Consider the following 17,167-nt stretch of genomic DNA (forward strand, 5'->3'; position numbering starts at 1 on the left):
AATTATTTGATAATCACTTTTTCAGTATGATTACCTCTGTTGGTATTCATATTTAGTATATAAGTACCTGCTGCATATGAATCCGTGTTTAGAGTAGTTAGCTCATTGTTTTCATCATTCTGTACCGATACAACTACCTGACCAAGCATATTTACTAAAGAAACTTGTTCTACTAATAAACCATTACTTGTTTGAATATTTAAAGTTTGGTTTTCTTGTGGTTGATAAACAACCATATCGTTTGAAACTGCTGCAGTATCGTTAGATAGGGTAGAAGGGTCATTGAACACTATGGAAAATCTTCCATTTTGATTACCTGCATTAAGAACTGGACTTGTATAATCTCCATTCATAAGGTTAGTAAAGGTTCCTAATACAGCGTCCTTCACATAAATAACTTGACTAGTAGGAACATTTTCTATCGCATCTAAACCTATAACAAAACTATCAGTACTTGATAATTTAATATTTAAAGGTAGTTCAACACCATTGTCAATTGATGGAATTCCTTGTATACTTAATTTGTCACCATTAAGATCAAATGACATATCTTCGAATTGCGTGTCTTGTTGTATACCATCAAAAGCTCTGTCAAAACCAGAAGTACTAGCAGGATCTATAGCAAGAAGTATTTGTCTGTGAATTCCACCTGCACCATCAAAACCAATTCTGAACTTCATGCGAGTATCGCTATCTGTGTTGTACTCATTATTTCCTTGTGCAACAGCACCACTACCAGGAGCAGCTACAAAAATACTGTTCCCAGAATTTTCTTTTACAAATTGTCTTTGATCATTTTCAAAGCGTATTGTCCCGTTAGAAACACCTCTTACAAAGAATCCTTGTGCTACAGGTACGAAACGTTCTGGTCTTTTGGTAGGAGTTCCTCCTGAATTTACTAAAGGATTTGATGTACCCAGTGTTGCATTTGGCACTCCACCTGAATAATTATACATGGCATAACCACCTTGGTATTGTTGTAGTACGTGACTGTTACCACCCCAATGTTCCCAAAAGTATAATGTACCGTCTAAATTTGGATTGTCCTCAATAAATTCATGAGCATCTAGGGCACTAGGATATGGATTACCTACTAGGTAATCATTACCTGCATTGATAGGTAATGTAATATCACCATTATTAGGCTTTCCAACAAAAACATAATTTTGATCACTAGTTGATGCACCTGTTCCTTTCATTGTAAAGCCTTCACCTGCTTGCATGCTACCATTAGGACCTACATATTGCCAAGCACTATATGTATTTTGAGCTAGATTATTGTACTTGTATAACCAACGACCTGATATGGTAGCAGCAGTTGTTGCATCACCAGGAGCACCATCGCGAACAGATCTAGCAGTAAAGTTTAAATCTCTAGGATTTTCTACGATAGTTCCATCTTTAAGCTCTCCCGCAATCGTGTACCCATGGTTTATGGTAGTATTATTTATTGAACTTACTGGAGATGACCAATAATTATAATCAAATTGAACATTAGTACCTTGTTGGTCACGCTCTAGATTTCCAGTACTAGTAGGTTCTAAATCACTGTCAACAGTCTGAATAAGTTGTGATTCTCCTTTCAAATCTATAGTACCATCTATTTCTAAATGATGGGTAACAGTAAGTCCATGATCATTCTCAACATCTAATTGATTATTAAGTACAAACAAACCTAAAAGTGTAGCATCTGTATTCAGAATTTCAACATCATGTGTGGTTTCAACAATATTCCAGTCAACCTTGTGTACTATACCATTTACAACTCGAGTACTTCCTGGAGTAAATAATAAGGAACCATTTTCCCATGTAGAATTATTTTCCCATTCTCCATTTGTATTTGATTTGTATGGTAGAGGTGCAGTTTGAACCCTAAGGTCGTAATAGTTTTCATTGGCCATTCTACCATAACCTCTATTTGTTGATTGATCATTTAATGCTGTACCTATAAAGCTATTCATGCTGTAGTACGCCTTAAGTTCTGACCAATCTACTGTGTTTATTTCATTCTTAGTAACGGTAAAAGGAATTACAGTACCTGCTACAAGGTCAGTGTTGTTTTCCAACTCTTGATTCATGATGTACCTGATCTGATTTTGAGAAAGCGCAATATCCCACATTCTAATTTCATCAACTTCACCTGCCCAGTGATCATAGGTAGAACCATCTTCATGTACGCGAGCTCCTATTGCTAGAACATTACTATCTGCAACCGGCGTAGTTACCGCAGCTGTATTATCAAGAATACCATCTATATAAATACTTACGTCAGAACCGTCATAGGTAACAGCGATATGTTGCCATGCATTGTCATTAATTGCCGTATTAGAAACTATTCTTTGTTGGGATGGATTGTACCAAACAACTCGTATACGATTATCCGGTCTCAAAGAAAGTTGGAATCCACTAGTACCTTCACGCTTAGCAACAATAGTTCTATGATTACCTAAATCGTTACTACCAGCACTTAAAACCCATGCACTAGCAGAAAATGTACTACCTAATCCAGTACCATTATCAATAATTATGTGATCATCAACACCATCAAATACAACTGATCTATCTTCAAATTCAACATAGGAAACACCTATTGAAAAATACTTAGTGCCATCAAAATCATATTGCGTTCTTTGGTAGGCACCATCTTCCCAGAAAAATCTTGTTTCAAAATTAGTGGTAAAGTTAGGATCATCTGCAACTAATAAAACGTATTCCATATCAGTTGTTAGAGCTGGTAAACCGGAAAGGTCACTAGTAGCAACTCTAATTCCAGTTACTGGAATATCAGTTGCCACTTCATTGATTTTCCACACTCGATTCATTCTCTGAACTCTCGTATTTACCGCATCGGTAATACCTAAATCATGACTTATATCTCCACTTCTCAAATTAGTGTCTTGACCATTATGACCCCAAATTAGAAAGTCTTGATCATTATTGAAATTTTGACTGTTATCTGTTCCTATATCTTCTACATTATTTAATCCTATGGCAACAATGCTTGTGGAGTTTTCACTTTGAGATTGTTTTTGAGCAAGTTCAGATTTATCATCTCTTCCGATACCAGCCACGTCCCAATTGTAACCAGAATTACTTGCATAATCCCAAATAACAGCATCATCACTATTTAAATAATCCCAATCTGCTTGATGATCATCACTAGTACTTGATGGGTTTTTAAGAGAAACACCGTTTTTAATAGCTAAGTAGGAATAAATACGTTGTTGTACAGCTGAACTAAGTCTATTTCTATAACTAAAAACTTCAGTGATTTGTCCATCTAAATGTGTATCAAATGGCAATCCATTCATTTCATATCTTCCTGCAGCTAAATAAAAAGGCTTGTTTTCAAATTCTTTAAAATTTAATGTTTGCCCACTTACTGTGGTTGTTCCAGTAACGTTATCAACTTTTCTTCCATTAATGTATATTTCAGTACCACTATCAGAAGGGTTGTTTTTTACATTGATAATATGAACATCATCAAAAGTTCTAGTTGGATTTGAATACGCACGACCATAACTGTATTCATTAGCATCATTTTCAGATACGGTACTTACATTGTGTGCTAATACCTCATTGTTGTATCTAGCACTTGTAGGTCCCCAACCTAGACCACTTGGATCCTTTGCAGGGTTAATAGGAGCAGCCTTAGCTCCTAAAAGCATAGTTTCATTAGATAAACTACCTGACATATCTAAACTACTTCTAACAACAATCCAGTATTCGTCAGAATTGAAACCTCCTTTACCTCTCATATGTTGTTTTGCAGAACGATCAAAACTAACTGTAGGATTAAAATTGATGTTTTCAACTGGATTATTGGCAAAATTAGGGGCATCAGAAGGGTTTTCAAATGCATCATTATCAAGAGCTTGATCTTCCCAAACAGTAAGTAAGTCGCCATCAGTTGCTGGAATATCTTGAGAACGTAACCATAGCGATAAATTATCATCAACATCGGCTGGACCATCTGGAGCAACCATAGGTGTTAAAGGAGTACCTGTAATTATGATATTATCGAATAATACTCCATCATCTCTTGTATTGTCTCCATCTGATCTAAAAACTATTCTAAATCTAACCGTTGGATTGTTATTTAAAACTGCTGGTAAACTGTGAGTAGCCTCTTCAAATCTACTTAAAGATGGATCAAGTACAGAGTTGTCAAGCGCCCATGCGTCGGCTCCATTAGCAAAACCATCTACATCGGTTTCATTATACCAGTTTTCTCCTGAGCCTACACTTCCTAATACATTCCATGTAGTTCCACCGTTTGCACTATATTCAACACGCATACCATCATCATTGTCATTGGTATTTGTTCTAAAATCAATTTTAAAATTCATGTCTACCCATCCTATAGTAGAGATAATAGGACTAGTGATACGGGCATTTGCATTACTAGGATAATTATTAAAATTATCTGTGTACCAATAATCACCTTCACCTTTTTCACCAGTGTCACCTTCATTTCCTAGTGTCCAAACAGTACCACCTGTATTACTGCTCCATCCAGCAGGTCCATTGTCAAAATTCTCATAATACAATGTATTTTCTGCAGCTACAGATTCACCCGTAATATTAAACACATAAGGATTTTCATCAGCATCATCATTAGTGATGGTAAGTGTGGCATTACTTATACCATAAGTTGCTCTAGAGAAAGAAACATCAAAAGTTGAACTTGAATTTCCTGGTATTATTGCATTTGGTTGATTATCAATGCTAAAATCTCCAGCATTTACCCCAGATAAAGAAACTGAATTGACTCCTAGATTTAGGTCAACCACTCCTAAGTTTTGAACAGTAAAGGTTCTTGTTATTGTTCCATTATCTACAACTGTTCCGAAGTCTGTACCATCTGTTAAACTAGGCGTAGTGTCGTTATTTACAATATCATTACCTAACCCTTGAATATTAATTTCTTGTGTGGTACTACCACAGGTTCCTCCACCGCCGCTAACAGTAAAATTATAACTGCTTCCTGATGCTCCACCAGGTAAGTTTTGATCAAAAACAACCGATCCTCCGCTAGTAATTCGGATATACCCTGAACCATTCCATCCATCATTATATCTATCCCACAACCTAGCTCGATAAGTACCGTTAGGTAAACATCCTAGATCTATTGTTGTAGAATAAGCAACAGAACTACCATTATAACAATTAGTTGGATTACAAATTCTAATTATTTCGTTACCTGCACTGTCATATATGATGACATAGTTTTCACCAGACCATTGTGGCCAGTTAATTTCTACATCTACTTGACTGGTTTGACTAATTGAATAAAAACCTATGAATATGATTATTAGGGTTAACCAATTCATTTTAATCGTAGGGGTAATGTTTTTCATACTAACATTTTTTAATATCCGGACTAAAACTATATCCGTTTAACGATAAAAAAATGTTTTTAAACGATAAATCGGTAAAATACAGATTAAATATGCACTTAATCGATATAATTAACTATGGTTACAATTATTATTTTGAAATAATTGGAGATTATTAACAATTGATAATAATTCGATATTTATGTATTCTATAAATAATAATAAATCCTTAGGAAGAATAAATGCGTGAGAATTTCTAGGGTTAGGGTATGATTTTTAAAAATTCAAACTCTGAAGATGACAAATAAAAAAACCGTTTCCTTAGGAAACGGTTTTTAGAGTAGCGTGGGGCGGGCTCGAACCGCCGACCTCAGCATTATGAGTGCTGCGCTCTAACCAGCTGAGCTACCACGCCGTGATTCTGGTTTAGCGGCTGCAAATATACTGTTATTTATTATTCTATTCCAAAGCTTTTTTAGATTTAATTTTCTTCTTAAAAATTTTAACTTTTATAAATATACTTTATATTGCCAGCAAAACCTTAATCCATGGATGAACCAATCAAGTTTGACTTAGAATTCGTAATACAAGTATCTCCTTCATTATTATATAATTACATTGCAACACCTTCCGGTATGTCAGAATGGTTTGCGGACAATGTGAACAGCCGTGGTGAATTCTTTAAATTTATATGGGATGGTCAAGAAGAGAAGGCAAAAATCATAAAAAGAGTCTCAGGTGAACGAGCTAGATTCCAATGGGATTATGATGAGGATACTAAAAAATATTTTGAACTTAGAATCCAAGTTGATGAAATTACTAAGGACGTATCTTTAATAATCACCGATTTTGGTGACGACGACGATGAAGTTGAGGAACAAAAAATGTTTTGGGAAAATCAAATTGCAGGTCTTAAAAAAGTCTTAGGTTCTAGATAACTTACTCAAATACATTATATCTTTGATCCCTTTATTTTAAAGGGATTTTTTTATGATTGTTCTCAACGGAGAGTTGGTTTCAAAAGATAAGAGCTTAATACCGTTTAATAATCGCGGTACTTTTTATGGTGATGGAGTATTTGAAACACTAAGACTGTTCAAAGGCAAGGCATTGTTCTTTGAAAATCACTATTTCAGGCTTATGTCTGGAATGAGAATCATGAGAATGCTTATTCCAGAATCATTTACACCAGAATATTTTGAAAAATCTTTCACTGATCTTATATCAAATAATAATTTTGAAAATATAGATCATTTAAGAGTTAGGATTAGTGTGTGGCGAAAAGAAGGAGGAAAGTATACCCCAAATTCGAGAGAGGTCAATTTCTCTATCGTAATGGAACCATTGGATAGTCCCTTTGAGAATAAAGAAATTTGCGAAGTAGAGCTTTTTAAAGACTTCTATATATATGCTGATTTATTGAGCAATCAAAAGACTATTGATAAAAAGGTGAATATTCTTGCTGGTATTTTTGCCAAAGAAAACTCCTACGATGACATGTTTTTAATGAATCATAATAAAATGATCATTGAAACAATTAGTGGCAATGTATTTCTAAGAAAAGATAATATAATTAAAACACCTCCTTTATCTGATGGATGTTTGAATGGTATAATGAGAGAGCAAGTTATTGATCAATTGAAAAAAATGATCAACTATGAAATTGTAGAAGAGACGATAACGCCCTTTGAATTACAGAGAGCAGATGAAATTTTTATTACTAACGTCATTAAAGGAATTCAAAGTATAACAAAATATCGTAAGAAAAAATATTCTAGAGATGCTGCTACTGAATTATTGAGCTTATTGAAAGAAAAACTTTTCTAATTGTAATTAGGATTTTCAGGAGCATTAAGCCATAATTGATAATTACCACCTAATGTTTTCATTTTTTCTTTCCAAAACGCTAGCATGTTCTTTGTTAGTAGTTTCTTTTTATCTGTGTTTTCCACTACGACCCACGAATTAGCATTAAGTTCATTATCTAGTTGTTCTAATTCCCATCCAGAATATCCCAAGAAGAATTTAATATTACTAGGTTCAATTAGGTTTTTATTAATTAAATCGATAACTACATTAAAGTCTCCGCCCCAGTAAATATCATCCTTAATAAGATGTGAATCAGGAATTAATTCTGGAACATTATGCAAGAAATATAGGTTATCAGTATCAACTGGTCCACCTTGAAACACCTCAAAATTGACACTTACTTCAGGTAATAGTTGGTCAAGAGTACAGTCTAGTGGTTTGTTTAAGATAAAACCCACAACTCCTGCTTCATTGTAATCAGTAATTAGGACTACAGATCTAGAAAACGAGTAATCACCTATTACACTAGGTTCTGAAACCAATAGATGTCCGCGGTCTGGTGCTACTATTTTCATTTTTTGGTTTTTATTAGTACTCTAACTTAGTCAAAAATTCTTACATAACCATAAAAACATGTTTTTAGGTGAATTTTATCGGGTTAAAAGCAAAAAAAAACCTCACTATAAGTGAGGTCTTCTATAAGTTAAACTAAAGGATTCTTAGTTTACTGCTTTTTGTAAGTCGCTACCAGCTTTAAACTTCACTACATTTTTAGCAGCGATTTTGATTGTTTTACCAGTTTGAGGATTTCTTCCTTCACGAGCTGCTCTTTTAGAAACTGAAAAAGAACCAAAACCTACAAGAGATACACGGTCTCCTTTTTTAAGGCTTTTTTCTACACTTCCTAAAAATGATTCTAAAGCTTTTTTTGCAGCCGCTTTTGAGATTCCAGCGCTTTCTGCCATTCCTTCGATAAGATCTGTTTTGTTCATAATAGTAATTAAATTAAAATGTTGGTTAAACTAAAACGTATAACAAATTTAGAGGTAATTCGCGTTCACACAAGTAATAGCTTGATTTTCTCATTATTTTGTTTATAAGTATGAGGAATTGTTAATAAGTTATCGCAAAAAAACCTATTTCGTCTTAACCCTTATAGAATCTAGCATTGGGATGAAACTGATATCCATTTAATAAGTCTTTCACTTCCATCGCTTTTTTACCCGGTAATTGTAATCGATTTACCTCGATGAAATAATCTTTTGTAGCAATAAAGAGTTTTTTGTCCTTTAGTAACAAAGTTCCTGGTGGCACATGATCTGATTTTTCTTCAGAAATTACCGCAGTATGAATTTTACATCGTAGTTCGTCGTCATTATTATAAAACAATGCCTTGGCTACGGGATATGGATATAATCCTCTTATTAAAGCGGTAACTTCAGCAGCAGATTTGGTAAAATCAATTAAGGTGTTCTCATTATTTAATTTAGGAGCAGCTTTTAACGAGCTAGAATTGGATTGAACTCTAGTACTAATGTTATTATTTGCTATATCATTTACCGTTTTAAGAGATAAATCTGCTCCCAAATTCATTAAACGACCATAAAGACTACCTACATTTTCATTCTTTTCAATTTGTGTTTCGACTTGATCGATTATAGCTCCTGTATCAATTTTATCATCTATAAAAAATGTAGTCACTCCCGTTTTTTGCTCCTGATTAATAATAGCCCAATTTATAGGTGCGGCACCTCTATATTCAGGAAGCAAACTCGCGTGCAGGTTAAACGTACCCATTACAGGTAAGGACCAAACCACCTTTGGCAACATTCTAAAAGCAACAATCACTTGTAAATCTGGATTGATTTCTTGTAATTGTTTAATAAAATCAGGTGATTTTAAATTAGTAGGCTGCAAAACAGGTATATTATTATTTACCGCAAACTTTTTTACATCACTTTGTTGTAATTTTCTACCACGTCCAGCAGGTTTATCTGGTGCAGTAACTACTGCTTTGATATTATGATTCGATTCGTGTAATTTTTTAAGTACACCAGTTGCAAATTCTGGAGTACCATAAAAAACGATATTTAATTTCTTACTCATTTATTTGAAATAAATTGTTCTGTACTTTTTTAAGTTTATTGTTCTCCATCAAGGATTTTACTGATGAAATCAAATTTTCCATTGTAATACCACTTGAAATGGAAACTTGTGATAGGGTAGTTGGGTGATTAAAAAAAGGCAACAAGTTACTCTCATTAATAATAACGCAGTTACTACAAGATCCACAATTTTCAGTATTCTTTTCTCCGAAATAGGAGAGTAACATTTTGTTTATACAAATCTCTGTATTAAATACTATTTTAACAAGAGCCTGTAGCTTTTCTGCTTTGTGGGAATTCTGTATCTCTAGTTCTCTTGAAATTCTATTAATCGCTCGATCATCATCCCTAGGTTCTAAAAAAGTGATAGAATTATCGGTGTTTATCAAAGTAACATCAGCTAGCTGTTGCTCGTGCATTTTTGATAGAGTTTGTATTACTTGAGCTTCAGTAGTATTACTTCTGTGAGCAATGAGCGGTATTTGAACACTTATATTTTGATTACTGCTTCCACCATAGGTGCGTAAAATAGCCTGGATGATTGCATAATAGGAATCGTTAGTTTGGGCAAACTGTCTTGTTTTTTCTGCGCTTTCGCGAAAGCGTACTAAACACTTTCTTTTAAACACAGGAGACAACTTTATAATTCCAAATCTATCTAAAGTATTAAGTGCTGTATGGGCAGGTAATCCTAATAAGTCATAGGTTTTACAAAATTGAGAAAACGATAAGTAATGAGTGGTTTGATAACCTTCTCCAAAAGCAATATTTAAATAGTTATGTAAATGTTTGTAAATCTTTTTTAAGTAATGTTTATCGGGTTGAGAAGCCACAAATTGATGATGAGCATGATTGACATCATTACGATTAAATATGAAAATGGCATTTGAGGGTTTACCGTCACGTCCAGCACGTCCTGTTTCTTGATAATAACTTTCAATACTATCGGGAAATTGTAGGTGATACACTTGTCTTACATCTGGTTTATCTATACCCATTCCAAACGCGTTTGTGGCAACCATAACTTGAGAACTGTTATTCATCCATGATTGTGTGTGCTGTTCTCGTTGTTTGGGTGTAAGTCCACCGTGATAGTAAGTTGCAGTAATACCTCGTGCTTTAAGTTGATTAGCAAGTATAACAGTATTTTTTCTGCTGCGCATGTAGATTATACAGCTGCCAGTAAGCTCCTTTAAATATTCTATTAATACACTAAGCTTGTTCTCAGTTTGTACAAATTGATACTTAATGTTATGGCGTTTAAAACTACTTTTTATAACTACAGGATCCTTTAATTCCAGGTTAATGGCAATATCCTGCTGAACCTGAGTAGTAGCAGTTGCTGTAAGTGCCACCATAGGTGCTGCTATTCCCAATTCACGTAAAATTTTAATACCTCTATAAGCTGGTCTAAAATCATGTCCCCATTCACTGATGCAATGTGCCTCATCAACTGCTATTAGGTTTATGGGCATTTTTTGAAGTCTTTGTTGAACAAGGTCTTGTTGTAAACGCTCTGGACTGAGATATAAAAATTTATAATTACCATATATACAATTATCCAGCCGTTCATCCAGTTCTTGACGGCTTATACCACTTGTAATTTCGATTACTTTAATTTGTCTAGATCTTAAAGATTGTACTTGATCTTTAATTAAAGCAACAAGTGGAGATATTACAATGGTGATACCATTCATTGTCAATCCAGGAACCTGGTAACAAATTGATTTACCACCACCAGTAGGTAAGAGTGCTATGGTGTCATTACCTTTTAAGATATTCGATATAACTTCTTCCTGATTACCTTTAAAGCAATCATAGCCAAAAGTGTTTTTTAATATCTCGCGAGCGTAATCAATCATTTAAATACGTTCCAAAAGGTATTTTAATCTCTGGTCAACTGGTAAATGAGGAACTTCTATAAGTTCATAATTCAAATTATTGTAATATGTTGTCAAAATTTGAGCTATGGTTACAGCCTGTTCATAGGTTTCATAGCGCTCCTCATCGGTTTGATAAATATCTTTCCAAGGCGGTAAAAAAAACACCTTATCATATCGATAATCCTCACAAGCCTGTTCGTATCGTTGTGGAATTTCTTCATCCTTATATACATGATAGGCTGGGACATCAGGAATACCTCGATCATAAAAGTTAATTCCCTTTTGCGCTTGTTGGAATTGTTGGATACGTCCTTCTAACAAAGCATCGCTAAATGCAAACGGTTCTACAAGAAATAGTTGATCTATGCCGCGTTCTCTCGCTTGAGCTGTAACTTGTCTAGAAATTTCAGGATGAATAATATGTCCAGATTCCTCTATAGCTTGAATTAAGGTAGTTTTACCAGTTCCTGGACCACCAATTAATAGAATTCGCTTAATTTCATTCATAGGCTACAAAATAACTAAATCTAACGCTACGTATAGCCGATCTCTTGAATTATATTTGCACAACTTTATGGCAACACACAAAAACTCAGACGAATTTTACAAAAAATTGAAAGAGCAGTTAGCAGATACGTCTAGCTGGCCTAGTAAATACATGTATAAATTTATAGTTCCATCAGATCAAAGTAAAATTGATCGAATAGAGAATATCTTTGATGGTACTGGCGCGGTGATTAACACAAAAGCCTCTTCAAAAGGCACTTACACAAGCTTGTCTATAGTGGTAAATATGCCTAGTCCAGATGCTGTCATTGCAAAATATAAGGAAGTAGGAAAAGTGGAAGGCGTGATAAGTTTGTAATTCAAAGTTATTGCTTACATTGCACCTTACTTCACAGAATTTAAATCAAGACTATTTTGATATCTTCATTAGAATACAACACTGAGCGTAACAAGCTTAATATTCCAGAATATGGAAGACATATTCAAAAACTAGTTGAACACTGTAAATCATTACCCTCAAAAGAAGAGCGTAATAAAATGGCACATGCCATAATTGGTGTAATGGGTAACTTAAATCCACACTTAAGAGACGTACCAGATTTTCAACATAAACTATGGGATCAATTATTCATCATTGCAGACTTTGATCTAGATGTTGAATCGCCATACCCTATACCAGATAAGGAAGAGCTAGAGGCACGTCCTGAAAGGATGTCATATCCACAAAAACGACCAAAATATCGTTTCTATGGGAATAACATTCAAAATATGATTGATGTTGCCGTAAGTTGGGAAAAAGGAGAAAAACGTGAAGCTTTGACCTTCATTATTGCCAATCATATGAAGAAGTCTTTTCTTAATTGGAATAAAGACAGTGTAGATGATTCAGTAATATTTGGTCACCTTTTTGAAATGAGCGACGGAGCCATAAACCTAGCTGCAAAAGATGAAGATTTACTAGAGTCTAAATCTCTTATTTACCGTAATACCAATTCTAATAGAAGTCGTAATAACAATCATAGACGTAATAACGGTAAAAAGAATAATCGTAATAACCAGCGACGACGTAGATAAGCAATTATTAAGATATATAGTTTATAAAGAAGCTCTAATAACTAGATTATTAGAGCTTTTTACTTTAATAATTCTTGTGCTTGTTGTTTCCAGTTATCTCTTTTAATCCTACCAGGAAAAAAAGCTATTAATTCAGTTATTTCCTTCTCTTGATCATCAGTCATAGATGCGAGTTGTTCAAACTGGAAAATGCCGATGCTGTTCAATTTATTCTCTATGGCTGGACCTATACCCGTGATTTTCTTTAAGTCATCAGCATTTTGAGCGTTTCCTTTCCCGAGTGGGAAATCTTGAAAATTAGTAGTGTCATCAGTACTCAATCTAGGGTCAATCAATTCTCCAGTTCTATCCCTAGTTTGTCTAGCTCTTATTTGTCCTGGTTGTATGTAATCCGTCAACTCTTCCGTATCTAGCATATTAGATTGATCAAACTTTTTACTGGAAGTTTTTTTAGGTGGCTCTTTGATGGAAGAGGCACTACGTCCAATAAGATATGCGCCTAGTAGCATTAGGAATAAAACTAATACCACTATGAACTCATTTTGAAAAATTTCCATTGTATCCTATTTTGAACTTATAATCAATTTAATACCACTAGCTGCCACGCCGTTTTCAAATGGAATAGAAGCAACATGAGGACGAACAAGTATCCTATCACGAGATATTCCTGTACTTCTTAATAGTCTGGCAATGTAATTACCTCGATTTTCAGCAGCGTTTGTCACCTCATTTTCATCTTGATAACTGTGAATGGTGACAATATTAGTCGGGTACTTTTCTAGTAGTTCTTTTACGGTTACACCGTAGCGACTACAATTAAACGGTAATTTTATCTTAGCTTGATTGTAATACATTTTGACTTGTGAACCACAATCAAATGCTACAGAATCATCTGTATAAATAATTTTAAAGTCAATATCGTAATCTAAATTTCTTTCCTTGTTAATCACTTCATCTCTAACTCCTGATACTGTATTATCAATAGAAACGTCTTCTTTCTTTGTTGTTGAAATACTATCGGAAACTTTAATGGAATTATCTATTAAACTATCGGTTTGTAATATTTCTGTATTTGAAGTTTCTGTAAAACTTTTTTCTTGCTCAAGTTGTAGATTTTTGGTAGACGCATCTTCTTTATTATCAACAATTTTTGTGGTTGTGTAGATATAATAAAATAGGGTACAGCACACAGCGCTATACAGCAAGAAGAGTAGGGGATTTTTAAAAGATTTGTTCACAGGAACTAAATATTTGTTAAATATAGTAACTGTTTTTAAACTCTTTTGGTTTTTGCTATAAAAACTTAGCTTTAAGTTCTGGTGTTGGAATCATGCAACTTTCTTTTTTACCGAACCATTGATATCGATTTGAGGCAATCCAGTCATAAACTGAGTTGGATATAAATCTAGGAACGATTCTTAGAATAGCGAGTGCTGGCCACAGTCCAGATAATTCTTGAGCAATGCGTAGTGCTGCTCCCGCTTTCGCGAAAGCGTTATTATCATCAACCAAAATGATAGAATCGGTTTTTTCTGGATCTATTTGATGTTTTCTCAATAACTTTTCTCCTATCTCACTTTGTAAGGCCGCAAATCTAAAAACATCTTTTTTATCGCGCTTTATAATAAAGACAACAGCACCATTACACAGGTTGCAAACACCATCAAATAAAATGATTTTCTTGTCTTGCATTATTTTACCTTCTCTAATTTTTCTAGGTCTACTTGAGTAGTGAACAATCCATAATTCACGATAGCTTTACCTTTTTCAATACTATCAATTGTACCTACAGATTTTGAATCGAGTAGCCTTACTTTGTCATTAAGTTTAAGTTCCACCTTAGGTTGTGGTGGTGTCACATTGTTTACCCGTTCTTTTACTTTTTGACTTCTTATTTGTTGAACCTTTTGAATAACTTCATTTTCAATCTGTTTATCTCTAGATTTTTGAGTTTTGTTTGCTGGTTTTTTCTTTTGAGCAGGGCGATGTTTTACATTTTCTGTAATCACCAGTTTCATAAGTTCTTCCTGCAGTTTCTTTTTCTTTTTATCTTTATTAAAAGTTGCAGCAAGTTGATCAAATTTTTTACCTAATTGAATAAAACGCTGGTAATTATCATACAATTCTTGAAAGTCCTGAAGTTTTTGCTGTACTCTTTCTTGAGTAACTTCTAGTTTATTAGCCTTTTTGGTAGCTTCGATCTCTTTGTCCCTTAAATTCTCATTATTACGTCTTAAATGAGAACGTTCTTTTTGCAGGGCTGCAATGGACTTATCAAAGCGTATTTTACCTCGTTCGACTTTCTTTTTAGCTTTGTTAATCAAACTATAAGGAATACCATTCTTTTGCGCCACTTCAAATGTGAACGAGCTACCTGCTTCACCCATTTGCAGTTGATAAATAGGTTGCAAGGATCGAGAGTCAAACAACATATTGGCATTGTTCATTTCTGGAACCTCATTTGCCAGCATTTTAAGATTAGTATAGTGTGTTGTAATGATTCCATAGGAAGAACGGCTGTGTAATTCTTCTAACATACTTTCAGCTAGTGCTCCGCCTAATTCTGGATCTGATCCTGTTCCAAATTCATCTATAAGGAATAAGGTGTTTTCATCGGCTGTTTTTAGAAAACCACGCATGTTCTTAAGTCGATAACTGTAAGTACTCAAGTGGTTGTCTATACTTTGATTATCTCCTATATCAGAAAGTATTTTCTTGAATAGGCAAACTCTGCTTTTTTCATGAACGGGTATCAACATTCCTGTTTGAATCATTACTTGTAATAATCCTACTGTTTTTAATGTGATGGATTTACCACCAGCATTAGGTCCAGAAATTACTATGATACGATTATCCTTATCTAATTTTATAGTTTGTGGATAGGTCTTTTCTCCACGAGCCTGATTTGCAACCAACAATAAAGGGTGGTAGGCATCAACCAGTTCTAACTCACGATGATTGACCATCATGGGTAAAATGCCTTGTATTTTTTGGGCATATCTTGCCTTACCACTTATAATATCAGTATGAATTAAATAATCTCTATAGGTTTCAAAATCTGGGATAAAAGGCCTTAAGAAGTCGGTAAGTTCTTTAAGAATACGTTTAATTTCGTCCTTTTCCTCTATCTCGAGCTCTGCAAGTTGTCTACTTAGATTTAATACGCGTTCTGGCTCAATGTAGGCAATGCTACCCGTTTTAGAACTACCCATTACTTTACCTTTTACCTTACGACGGTACATGGCTCTAACTGCTAGAACCCTGCGGTTTTCCATAACGGTTTCCTTAATGTCATCAAGATATCCTAGCTGACCATAATGGGCTAGCGCTTGTCCAAAACTTCCATTCAATTGTCCACGCACGGCATTCATAGAACGTCTAATGTTCCTTAAATCTGGTGACGCATCATCTTTAATTTCACCATATTTATCAATAACATCATCCACACGAGCAGGAATTATTTCATTATAAGGTATACCTTCTAATCGTTCACTTAAAGTCGGGAAATGCTCTACCGTTTTTCTAAAAAACTTATGATGCTCATTAATCGTTTTGGGTAACGAGGCTAGTTTGCGTACACCTTCTTTCTCTAGCGTACTGTTTTCTATACCTAGAAGTTGTAATTCTCGTTCAATAGGATCAAATCCATGATTTGGAATTTGATATTCACTAGAGTAGGACGCCACATACTCATTAGTGTGGTTTAAAGCAGTAAGTACTGCATTTTTATTTACATGTGGTTTTTGAAGTAAGGCTTGTTCCTTACCGTCATCGGTCACACAATTTGCTGCCAGCTGTTTTAAAACTGACGGAAATTCTAAATCTTCTAGTGTTTTCTGTGATATCTTACTCATAAATCCTTAGACAAAAATACGCTGCTCGCTATACTTAAGTCGGGATTTTTGATAAAATTATCATTACTCGTGATGGTAGGGCTCATTACGTAGAATGGTAAACGCTCGATAAATTTGTTCTACAGCAAATAATCGTACCATTTGATGTGAAAAGGTCATGGCGCTCAAGGATAATTTAGATTGACCTCGTTCATACACTTCTTGAGAAAAACCATAGGGACCACCTATGACAAAGATCAAACGTTTTAATCCAGAAACACTACGTTTATTTATTAATTGAGCAAACTGACTACTGGAATAGCTTTTTCCTTTTTCATCCAATAAGGTGACAAAATCGCTTTTGTCAATCTTATTCAATATCAACTTTCCTTCTTCATTTTTTTGGTGTTCGATACTCATATTTTTTGTGTTTTTGAGATCTGGTATAACTTCCATTTCAAAATTCACATAGTGTTGTAGGCGTTTTTGATACATGTCTATCAAATCTGCAATACGGTTATCATCGGTTTTACCAACGGCAAGGAGCGTAATTTTCATAGTGCAAAAGTAAGGAGGTAGCTTCATATTCGTCACAATGTTTCTAAAACCGTATTTTT

The 17,167-nt window shown here is 34.4% G+C and carries 15 protein-coding genes and 1 tRNA gene; 4 read left to right on the forward strand and 12 right to left on the reverse strand.

The window, feature by feature from the left end; translation table 11 throughout:
• Positions 1 to 2 precede the first annotated feature (2 nt).
• Positions 3 to 5,360 (reverse strand): LamG-like jellyroll fold domain-containing protein, encoded by a 5,358-nt coding sequence (locus BST91_RS05075; RefSeq protein WP_085774702.1) that lies wholly within the window; start codon positions 5,358 to 5,360, stop codon positions 3 to 5.
• A 320-nt stretch (positions 5,361 to 5,680) separates the two neighbouring features.
• Positions 5,681 to 5,754 (reverse strand) — tRNA-Met (locus BST91_RS05080).
• Between the two features lie 133 nt (positions 5,755 to 5,887).
• Between BST91_RS05080 and BST91_RS05085 the strand changes: the two genes are divergently transcribed.
• Positions 5,888 to 6,277, forward strand: a complete 390-nt coding sequence (locus BST91_RS05085) for an START-like domain-containing protein (RefSeq protein ID WP_042280172.1) — start codon at positions 5,888 to 5,890, stop codon at positions 6,275 to 6,277.
• A gap of 52 nt (positions 6,278 to 6,329) precedes the next feature.
• The gene (locus BST91_RS05090) at positions 6,330 to 7,166 is read left to right on the forward strand and encodes an aminotransferase class IV (protein ID WP_085774703.1); all 837 of its coding nucleotides are present in this window, start codon (positions 6,330 to 6,332) and stop codon (positions 7,164 to 7,166) included.
• Here BST91_RS05090 and BST91_RS05095 read toward each other — a convergent pair.
• The 5 genes from BST91_RS05095 to BST91_RS05115 all read right to left on the reverse strand — a co-directional run bounded on the left by BST91_RS05095 (position 7,163) and on the right by BST91_RS05115 (position 11,643).
• Positions 7,163 to 7,723 carry a YqgE/AlgH family protein gene (locus BST91_RS05095; RefSeq protein ID WP_042280175.1) on the reverse strand — a complete coding sequence of 187 codons (561 nt, stop codon included), beginning with the start codon at positions 7,721 to 7,723 and terminating at the stop codon, positions 7,163 to 7,165. The two genes, BST91_RS05090 and BST91_RS05095, sit on opposite strands and share 4 nt — an antisense overlap.
• A 144-nt stretch (positions 7,724 to 7,867) precedes the next feature.
• Entirely contained in the window at positions 7,868 to 8,140 is a 273-nt protein-coding gene (locus tag BST91_RS05100) for an HU family DNA-binding protein (RefSeq protein WP_042280177.1), read from the reverse strand.
• Between the two features lie 154 nt (positions 8,141 to 8,294).
• A complete protein-coding gene (fmt, locus tag BST91_RS05105; RefSeq protein WP_085774704.1) occupies positions 8,295 to 9,254 on the reverse strand; it encodes a methionyl-tRNA formyltransferase in 960 nt (319 codons plus the stop codon).
• Positions 9,247 to 11,115, reverse strand: coding sequence for a RecQ family ATP-dependent DNA helicase (locus BST91_RS05110; protein WP_085774705.1), 1,869 nt, complete (start codon positions 11,113 to 11,115; stop codon positions 9,247 to 9,249). The genes fmt and BST91_RS05110 overlap by 8 nt, the downstream gene beginning before the upstream one ends.
• Complete coding sequence (locus BST91_RS05115) at positions 11,116 to 11,643, reverse strand: AAA family ATPase (protein ID WP_042280184.1); 528 nt, start codon at positions 11,641 to 11,643, stop codon at positions 11,116 to 11,118. It lies immediately after the preceding gene.
• A 67-nt stretch (positions 11,644 to 11,710) separates the two neighbouring features.
• On the opposite strand from BST91_RS05115, the gene BST91_RS05120 reads away from it, so the two are divergent.
• Both BST91_RS05120 and BST91_RS05125 read left to right on the forward strand, forming a co-directional pair.
• Positions 11,711 to 12,001 (forward strand): DUF493 family protein, encoded by a 291-nt coding sequence (locus BST91_RS05120; protein WP_085774706.1) that lies wholly within the window; start codon positions 11,711 to 11,713, stop codon positions 11,999 to 12,001.
• A 56-nt stretch (positions 12,002 to 12,057) separates the two neighbouring features.
• Positions 12,058 to 12,717, forward strand: a complete 660-nt coding sequence (locus BST91_RS05125; protein WP_042280188.1) for a DUF4290 domain-containing protein — start codon at positions 12,058 to 12,060, stop codon at positions 12,715 to 12,717.
• A 59-nt stretch (positions 12,718 to 12,776) separates the two neighbouring features.
• Here the strand turns inward: BST91_RS05125 and BST91_RS05130 are convergent, their stop codons facing one another.
• From BST91_RS05130 to rlmH, 5 genes are all read right to left on the reverse strand, one after another.
• Positions 12,777 to 13,274, reverse strand: a complete 498-nt coding sequence (locus BST91_RS05130) for a hypothetical protein (RefSeq protein ID WP_085774707.1) — start codon at positions 13,272 to 13,274, stop codon at positions 12,777 to 12,779.
• Between the two features lie 6 nt (positions 13,275 to 13,280).
• Positions 13,281 to 13,955: an OmpA family protein gene (locus tag BST91_RS05135; RefSeq protein ID WP_157546895.1), complete on the reverse strand. Its 675-nt coding sequence runs from the start codon at positions 13,953 to 13,955 to the stop codon at positions 13,281 to 13,283.
• A 55-nt stretch (positions 13,956 to 14,010) separates the two neighbouring features.
• On the reverse strand, positions 14,011 to 14,409 hold the full coding sequence (locus BST91_RS05140; RefSeq protein WP_085774709.1) for a thiol-disulfide oxidoreductase DCC family protein: 399 nt from the start codon (positions 14,407 to 14,409) through the stop codon (positions 14,011 to 14,013).
• Positions 14,409 to 16,571 (reverse strand): endonuclease MutS2, encoded by a 2,163-nt coding sequence (locus BST91_RS05145; protein ID WP_085774710.1) that lies wholly within the window; start codon positions 16,569 to 16,571, stop codon positions 14,409 to 14,411. Before BST91_RS05145 ends, BST91_RS05140 begins: the two co-directional genes overlap by 1 nt.
• A gap of 63 nt (positions 16,572 to 16,634) precedes the next feature.
• Positions 16,635 to 17,108, reverse strand: coding sequence for a 23S rRNA (pseudouridine(1915)-N(3))-methyltransferase RlmH (gene rlmH / locus BST91_RS05150; RefSeq protein WP_085774711.1), 474 nt, complete (start codon positions 17,106 to 17,108; stop codon positions 16,635 to 16,637).
• Between the last annotated feature and the right edge of the window lie 59 nt (positions 17,109 to 17,167).

It is taken from the genome of Nonlabens tegetincola, from assembly GCF_002117085.1.
In the GTDB taxonomy this organism is placed as follows: Bacteria; Bacteroidota; Bacteroidia; order Flavobacteriales; family Flavobacteriaceae; genus Nonlabens; species Nonlabens tegetincola.

Excerpts from the sequence above, each read along its gene's own strand:
- BST91_RS05090 (WP_085774703.1), top strand. The coding sequence starts at position 6,330 with ATGATTGTTCTCAACGGAGAGTTGGTTTCAAAAGATAAGAGCTTAATA.
- BST91_RS05085 (WP_042280172.1), top strand. The coding sequence starts at position 5,888 with ATGGATGAACCAATCAAGTTTGACTTAGAATTCGTAATACAAGTATCT.
- BST91_RS05120 (WP_085774706.1), top strand. The coding sequence starts at position 11,711 with ATGGCAACACACAAAAACTCAGACGAATTTTACAAAAAATTGAAAGAG.
- BST91_RS05095 (WP_042280175.1), bottom strand. The coding sequence starts at position 7,723 with ATGAAAATAGTAGCACCAGACCGCGGACATCTATTGGTTTCAGAACCT.
- BST91_RS05075 (WP_085774702.1), bottom strand. The coding sequence starts at position 5,360 with ATGAAAAACATTACCCCTACGATTAAAATGAATTGGTTAACCCTAATA.
- BST91_RS05110 (WP_085774705.1), bottom strand. The coding sequence starts at position 11,115 with ATGATTGATTACGCTCGCGAGATATTAAAAAACACTTTTGGCTATGAT.
- BST91_RS05140 (WP_085774709.1), bottom strand. The coding sequence starts at position 14,409 with ATGCAAGACAAGAAAATCATTTTATTTGATGGTGTTTGCAACCTGTGT.
- BST91_RS05145 (WP_085774710.1), bottom strand. The coding sequence starts at position 16,571 with ATGAGTAAGATATCACAGAAAACACTAGAAGATTTAGAATTTCCGTCA.
- BST91_RS05115 (WP_042280184.1), bottom strand. The coding sequence starts at position 11,643 with ATGAATGAAATTAAGCGAATTCTATTAATTGGTGGTCCAGGAACTGGT.
- BST91_RS05100 (WP_042280177.1), bottom strand. The coding sequence starts at position 8,140 with ATGAACAAAACAGATCTTATCGAAGGAATGGCAGAAAGCGCTGGAATC.
- BST91_RS05130 (WP_085774707.1), bottom strand. The coding sequence starts at position 13,274 with ATGGAAATTTTTCAAAATGAGTTCATAGTGGTATTAGTTTTATTCCTA.
- rlmH (WP_085774711.1), bottom strand. The coding sequence starts at position 17,108 with ATGAAAATTACGCTCCTTGCCGTTGGTAAAACCGATGATAACCGTATT.
- fmt (WP_085774704.1), bottom strand. The coding sequence starts at position 9,254 with ATGAGTAAGAAATTAAATATCGTTTTTTATGGTACTCCAGAATTTGCA.